The 6418-nt window shown below is 73.7% G+C and carries 8 protein-coding genes; 4 read left to right on the forward strand and 4 right to left on the reverse strand.

Translation table 11 applies throughout. The features are described from left to right. The 3 genes from ACIQOV_RS21770 to ACIQOV_RS21780 all read right to left on the reverse strand — a co-directional run. On the reverse strand, positions 1–545 hold a 545-nt coding region (locus ACIQOV_RS21770), incomplete at its 3' end, for a TetR/AcrR family transcriptional regulator (protein ID WP_401050810.1). A 65-nt stretch (positions 546–610) separates the two neighbouring features. After that, the gene (gene kynU, locus ACIQOV_RS21775; protein ID WP_401050813.1) at positions 611–1837 is read right to left on the reverse strand and encodes a kynureninase; all 1227 of its coding nucleotides are present in this window, start codon (positions 1835–1837) and stop codon (positions 611–613) included. Between the two features lie 113 nt (positions 1838–1950). Beyond that, positions 1951–2781, reverse strand: a complete 831-nt coding sequence (locus tag ACIQOV_RS21780; protein WP_401050815.1) for a tryptophan 2,3-dioxygenase — start codon at positions 2779–2781, stop codon at positions 1951–1953. Between the two features lie 187 nt (positions 2782–2968). Here ACIQOV_RS21780 and ACIQOV_RS21785 point away from each other — a divergent pair, with 187 nt between their 5' ends. Then, positions 2969–3430 carry an Lrp/AsnC family transcriptional regulator gene (locus ACIQOV_RS21785; protein WP_359907181.1) on the forward strand — a complete coding sequence of 154 codons (462 nt, stop codon included), beginning with the start codon at positions 2969–2971 and terminating at the stop codon, positions 3428–3430. A 103-nt stretch (positions 3431–3533) separates the two neighbouring features. Continuing rightward, a complete protein-coding gene (locus tag ACIQOV_RS21790; protein WP_380553437.1) occupies positions 3534–4073 on the forward strand; it encodes an NADPH-dependent FMN reductase in 540 nt (179 codons plus the stop codon). Positions 4074–4165: 92 nt separating this feature from the next. On the opposite strand, the gene ACIQOV_RS21795 is transcribed toward ACIQOV_RS21790, so the two are convergent. Beyond that, positions 4166–4798: a MarC family protein gene (locus tag ACIQOV_RS21795; protein WP_387689547.1), complete on the reverse strand. Its 633-nt coding sequence runs from the start codon at positions 4796–4798 to the stop codon at positions 4166–4168. Between the two features lie 221 nt (positions 4799–5019). Between ACIQOV_RS21795 and ACIQOV_RS21800 the strand changes: the two genes are divergently transcribed. Both ACIQOV_RS21800 and ACIQOV_RS21805 read left to right on the forward strand, forming a co-directional pair. Then, positions 5020–5580, forward strand: coding sequence for a DoxX family protein (locus tag ACIQOV_RS21800; RefSeq protein WP_359907172.1), 561 nt, complete (start codon positions 5020–5022; stop codon positions 5578–5580). Between the two features lie 123 nt (positions 5581–5703). After that, on the forward strand, positions 5704–6330 hold the full coding sequence (locus ACIQOV_RS21805) for a hypothetical protein (protein ID WP_401050819.1): 627 nt from the start codon (positions 5704–5706) through the stop codon (positions 6328–6330). The last annotated feature ends 88 nt before the right edge of the window (positions 6331–6418 follow it).

Consider the following 6418-nt stretch of genomic DNA (forward strand, 5'->3'; position numbering starts at 1 on the left):
GGGGTGGAGCCGGTGAGGTACTGCTGCGCCCGGTCGGCGAGGGCCGCACCGATCAGGGTGAGGACCAGGTCGATCCGTTCCAGCCGGATCGGCTCCGGCAGGGCGGAGATACGGTCCTCGACCAGCTCGATCAGGCGCCAGTAGCCGCCGCCGGCCAGCGTCGGGTGCGGGGTCCGGGTGCGGACGCCGCTGTTGTGGCTGACCTGCGCGGAGATCCGCAGGCAGTGCCGGCCCTGTTCGGTGCGCAGTTCGGTGGCCTCGGCCGCGACCAGGGCGCCGAGCAGTCCGGGCAGGTCCGTGTCCGCGAGGGCGGGCAGACGCGGCGCGAGGGCCTGCTCGGCGCGTTCCTGGCGGCCGGCCATGATCGCGTCGAGCAGGCCCTCGCGGGAGCCGAAGTGGTACTGCACGGCGGACGGGTTGCTCTGTCCGGCCAGTCGGGTGATGTCCCTGGTCAGGGCGGCTTCCACGCCGCGGGTGGCGAAGAGTTCCTCCGCCGCCCGCAGCAGCCTCTCGCGGGTCTCGTGGCCCGCCGATGTCCTTGCCATGCGCGCAAGATTAATGCTGCGCATTATTAATGGCAAAGGAGGCAGGCCCGGTCCCGGTCCCCGGCCTACGTCACCTCGCCCCGGCGGGAGAAACGCTCCGCCCGCCACTCACCGCTCTCCAGCACCTCGGCCAGCTGCCGGGCCGCGTCCCAGACCTCGGTGTACGACACGTAGAGCGGCGTGAAGCCGAAGCGCATCAGGTCCGGTGCGCGGAAGTCGCCGATCACCCCGCGCTCGATCAGGGCCTGCACCACCGGGTAGCCGTCGGCGTGCCGCAGCGCGACCTGACTGCCCCGCCGGGCGTGCTCGCGCGGGGTCGCCACCTCGACGCCGTCCAGTCCCTCGGTCAGCGAGACGAACAGGTCGGTCAGCGCCAGGCTCTTCGCCCGCACCGCCGCTTGGTCGACCCGCTCCCAGACGTCCAGCGAGGCGTCGAGGGCGGCCTGGCCGAGCAGCGAGGGCGAGCTGGTGAGGAACCGGCCGATGCCCGGCTTCGGGTCGTACCCGGGCTCGAAGGCGAACGGCCGGGCGTGGCCGAACCAGCCGCTCAGCGGCTGGAGCGGACCGGCCGCCAGGTGCCGCTCGGCGACGTACAGGAAGGCCGGCGAACCGGGGCCGCCGTTCAGGTACTTGTAGGTGCAGCCGACCGCGAAGTCCGCGCCGGCGGCGCCGAGTTCGACCGGCAGCGCACCCACCGAGTGGCACACGTCCCAGATCATCAGGGCGCCCGCGGCCTGCACCCGGGCGGTGATGCCGGCCATGTCCAGCAGCTCGCCGGTGCGGTAGTCCACGTGCGAGAGGACGACCGCGGCCACGTCCCCGTCCAGATGCCGGTCCAGCTCCTCGGGGCGGATCAGCGCACTGCGCGAGCCCTCGACCAGACCGGTCACGCCCTCGGCGATGTACAGGTCGGTGGGGAAGGCCTCGGCGTCACCGAGCACGGTGCGCCGGCCCGGGCGCAGCCGCAGCGCGGCCGACAGCACCTTGAAGAGATTGACCGAGGTGGTGTCACAGACGACCACTTCCGCCGGACCGGCGCCGATCAGCGGCGCGATCCGCCGCCCCAGCCGGTACGGCTGCTCGAACCAGCCGGCGTCGTTCCAGCTGCGGATCAGCTCCCGGCCCCACTCCTCCTCGACCACCCGGCGCACCCGCTCGGGCGTGCGCACCGGCAGCGCGCCCAGCGAGTTGCCGTCCAGGTAGATCACCCCGTCCGGCAGGGCGAACTCCTTGCGGAACGCCGCCAGCGGGTCGACGGCGTCCAGCGCCGCGCAGTCCTCGCGCGTGGTCATGCCCGTCCTCTCGTGCCCCTCGCCCACAGCCCGCTCCGTCCCTGCCCGTCCCGTCGCATCGCGCTCTGTCGCATCAAGCCTTGTCGCATCAAGCTCCGTCACGGCCCGCTCCGTCACAGCCCGTCCCGGATCGTCCACAGCTCCGGGAACACGTCCTGCTCGGCCGACTTGCGCAGCCAGGTCAGTCCGCTGGAGCCGCCCGAGCCGGGCTTGCCGCCCATGGTCCGCTTGACCGCCGAGAGGTGGCGCTGGCGCCAGCGGGTGACCCGCTCGGCCACGTCCAACAGGGCCTCGCCGAGCGGGTGGAGCGCGGCGAACTCCGGCTCGGTGTACACCCGCCGCCAGGCCGCCTCGACCTCCGCGGACGGCTGGTGGCGCTCCTCGGAGGGCGCCCGGTGCGGGGCCAGGCCGCGGCGCGCCAGCAGCGCCAGCGCCTCGTCGTACAGGCCGGGGGAGCGCAGGGCCTCGGTCAGCTCGGCCTGGGTGTCGGGCATCCCGTCGTACATCTTCAGCAGTGCGGCGTTCTTGTTGCCGAGCAGGAACTCCAGCCGCAGGAAGGCGGCGGACTGGAAGCCGGAGGCCTCGCCGAACAGCGAGCGGAAGGAGTTGAACTCGTGCGGGGTCATGGTGGCCAGCAGGTCCCAGGACTCCACCAGTACGTCCTGCACGTGGGTGCCCCGGCGCAGCGCGGCCAGCGCGGCGGGCAGGTCGTCCTCGCGCAGTGCCTGCCGGGCGAGCGTCCACTCGTGCCGCAGCAGGTCGAACAGCAGCTCCATCACCTGGGTGGTGACGATGAACGACAGCTCGGCCGGCTCCTTGCTGCGCGGGTGCTGCAGGCCGTGCAGCTCCTCCAGACGCACGTACTGGGCGTACGGGGTGCCCCGGCCCGGTGCTCCGCCCCGACCGAACGACAGGTTGGGTGTCTCCACCGTGTCGTGCCCCATCCCGATCCTCCTGATCCTCCGGGCCGCATCGCCCGGTCCGGTGAACCAGCCGGACTGCCGGGTTCCACCGGGTGCCCATTGTGCGGCGGCGGTGCCCCCCGTTTGAATGGTCGACGGGCATCGCAACCGCCTTCGGAGCTGTCGTTCGCGATGCGTTCCGCCGATTCGCTTTACGAATGGAAATCCCTTGATCCCGACCACCCGGGAGGTCGCCTTGGACGCCGTTGACCGCCGCCTGCTCGCCGAGCTCCAGGCCGACGCCCGGCTCTCGTACAACGAACTCTCCCGTCGGGTGAGCCTGTCCGCACCCGCGGTGGCCGAACGGGTCCGCCGGCTGGAATCCGAGGGGGTGATCAGCGGCTACCACGCCCACGTGGACCTCACCCGGGCCGGGCTGCCGATCACCGCGCTGGTCCAGATCCAGTGCTACGGCCCGCGCTGCGTGCTGCGCGATCCGGAGGTGCCGACCTGGCCGGAGGTGGTCCAGCTGCACCGGGTCACCGGCGGGGCGTGCTGCGTGCTGCTGGTCGCGGTGTCGACGATGGCCGAGTTCGAGGCGGTGTGCGACCGGCTCGGAAGCTACGGCCAGCCGTCCAGCTCGATGATCCTCTCCAGCCCGGTGCCCTGGCGGCCGGTGGTGCCGCGCTGACCGCTGCCGCTGCCACTGTCACTGGTCCACGGCCGGTGCCGATGACGGGGCGGGCGGCGGGCGGCTGTCCTTGACACGGACGTCAAGGAGTAGGTTGCCCGGCATGCCGAACGAGCGCCACATCCTGCTGCTGCCCGGGAGCCTGCGAGCCGGTTCCACCAACGAGACCGTGCTGCGCACCGCGGCCGCCGTGGCCGCGGCCGCCCCGGGCCTGCGGACCACGTACTACGCCGGGCTGGCCGGGCTGCCGCACTTCAACCCGGACCACGACACCGACCCGCTGCCGGAGCCGGTGGCCGAGCTGCGGGCCGCGATCGAGGCGGCCGACGCGCTGCTGGTCTGCACCCCCGAGTACGCCGGGACGCTGCCGGGCGCGTTCAAGAACCTGCTGGACTGGACGGTCGGCGGGATCGAGATCTCGGACAAGCCCACCGGCTGGATCAACGCCGCCGGTCCGGGCCGCGGCCAGGGGGCCGAGGCCACCCTGCGCACCGTCCTCGGCTACACCGGCGCCGCCGTGCTGGACGAGGCCTGCGTCCGGCTTCCGCTGGAGCGCGGCGCGGTCGGCCCGGACGGGCTGGTCGCCGATCCACTGGTCCGCGAGCGGATCGGCGAGGTGCTGGCACGCCTCGCGGCCGGCTGACCCGGGCGGGCGCCGGGCTCGGCGCCGTTCAGGGCCGGTCAGCGCCGTTCGGCGCCCGTCAGCCCGGTGCGGGTGCGGGTGCGGTGGCGGGCTCAGTGCCCCTCCGGCAGGTGCACTCCCAGCCCGGCCAGGCCCTCCAGGAACAGTTCGACGCCGACCGCCGCCAGCAGCAGCCCGAGCAGCCGGGACAGCACCTCCAGCGAGGTGCGGTGGGTGCGTCGCATCAGCGGCGCGAGCACCGCCACACAGAGGTAGTTGATCACCGCGACGGCCACGTACGCCCCGGAGACGGCGGCCTTCCAGCCCAGGTTGTCCTGGTTGAGCGAGGCGACCAGGACGGCCGTGATGGCGAGCGGGCTGGCGATGTACGGCAGCAGCAGCTCGCGGATGCCGTCCACCAGCGGGTTCGACAGGTGTTCGTCGTCGTCGGCGTCCGAGCCGAGGTGGACGCCGAAGACCAGGGCGACGGCGTAGACGAAGAAGATCGCCCCGCCCGCGAGCTGGAGCGACTGGTCGCTGATGTGGAAGAGGGTGGTCAGCTCGTCGGCCCCGAAGCCTAGTACCAGGCCGATCACCGCCGCGATGGCCGTGCTCAGCGCGGCCAGCCGGCGCAGCTCCCGGTTGCTGCGGGTCCCGGCCAGCCGGGCGAAGGCCAGCAGGGTCTTCGGCGGGCCGACCACGGCGAAGAAGGTGATGAAGGCGCTGCCCAGGTTGAAGACGAACATGGGCCAAGCATGACCTCGGGGCCCCGGGCAGCCGGTCCGCCACGCCCCGCGGCCGGGCGCGGCGTGGATCACCCCGCCGGCGGTTCATTCCCGGTCGCGGCCGAATTCGCCCGGATGGCGGCCCCGGCTCGAAGGGACGGGCGCCCTCGGTTGCTATGGAGGCAGGACCGTCACCACTGTCACCGAGCGGGGTCACTCCGCCGCGGAAGCGAGGATGCGACATGTGCCTGAACCGTAAGGACCTGGGCCTGCTGGCCCTGCGCGGCGCGGTCGGCGGCGTGCTGATCGCGCACGGCACCCAGAAGCTGTTCGGCTGGTTCGGGGGCGGCGGCCTGGAGGGCGCCACCCACGCCATGGAGCAGATGGGTTTCCACCCGGCCCGGCAGAGCGCGCTGGCGGCCGGCCTCGGCGAGGCGGGCGGCGGCGCGCTGCTGGTGGCCGGGCTGGCGACCCCGGCGGCCGGCGCGGTGGTGGCGGGGACGATGGCGGGCGCGGTGTCGGTGCACGCCCCGGCCGGCTTCTTCGCGATGTCCGGCGGCTACGAGTACCCGGCCTTCCTCGGTGCGACCGGGCTGGCGCTCGGCCTGGCGGGCGCCGGCCGGTACTCGCTGGACCACCTGACCGGCCACGTCTTCGACCGGCCGTGGCTCGGCCTGGCCTCCTTCGTGGCGAGCGCCGCCGGGGCGTACGGCGTCGTCGCGCGGCGCCGCCACCTGGTGCGGCTGCGCGAGGAGCGGGCCGCGGTGGAGTCGGACTCCCAGGAGGGCTCGGGGCTGTCCTGACGCGCTCTCCCGGCCCGGCTCACCCGGAGGCAGCAGCCCTGCTGGCGGCGGCTCCGCGGCCCTCGGAGGGTGGGCGTGGAGGTGCGCCGGGCAGCCCGGCGCCGACCGGAAACGAGGGACCGCATGGACCGCCAGCCGCTCACCCGAGCCAGCTCCCCGACCCCGCCGAGGGTCACCGCGCAGGACTTGGACGCACCACCGGTGCGTCACCAACGCCGGGCGGTGGCGGGGGTGTTGGTCGCGGCGGTGGTCGGTACGGCGGCGCTCGCGGGCTGTTCCTCCTCCGGGAAGACCGTGAGCGGCGTGGCCTCCGCGGCGGCGTCCGCGGTGGAGAAGGGCGCGAGCGCCGTCGCCTCCGCCGCCTCGGCGCTGGGCTCGGCGGCCGGCGGGGCGGGGTCCGCGATCGCCTCGGCCGAGGCGCAGGCCTCGGCGGCGGTGTCGGCGGCCTCCTCGGCCGTCTCCGGGATCAAGGGCGGGCTGGACGCCAAGGGGGACGTCACCGCCGGGGCGGTGACCACCGGTTCGGACGGCAAGCCGCAGGTGCCGCTGACCGTCACCAACCACGGGCAGCAGTCGTACCGGTACGTGATCCAGGTGAACTTCACCGACGAGTCGGGCAAGGTGATGGACGCGGCCGCGGTGACCATTCAGGACGTGGCGGTCGGGCAGAGCTCCCAGGCCACCGCGCACGCCCACCGGGACCTCTCCGGCACGGTCAAGGCCGAGGTGGCCAACGCCGTCCGTTACTGACTCCGGGGCCGTCCCGGGACGCGGCAGCCCAGCTCGGCGCGGGGGTGGAACCTTAAGCGGGTCTCAAGGCCCAACGGCACCCCTTGAC

Origin of the sequence: Kitasatospora sp. NPDC091257, from assembly GCF_044757675.1 — a bacterium.
GTDB lineage: Bacteria > Actinomycetota > Actinomycetes > Streptomycetales > Streptomycetaceae > Kitasatospora > Kitasatospora lactacystinica.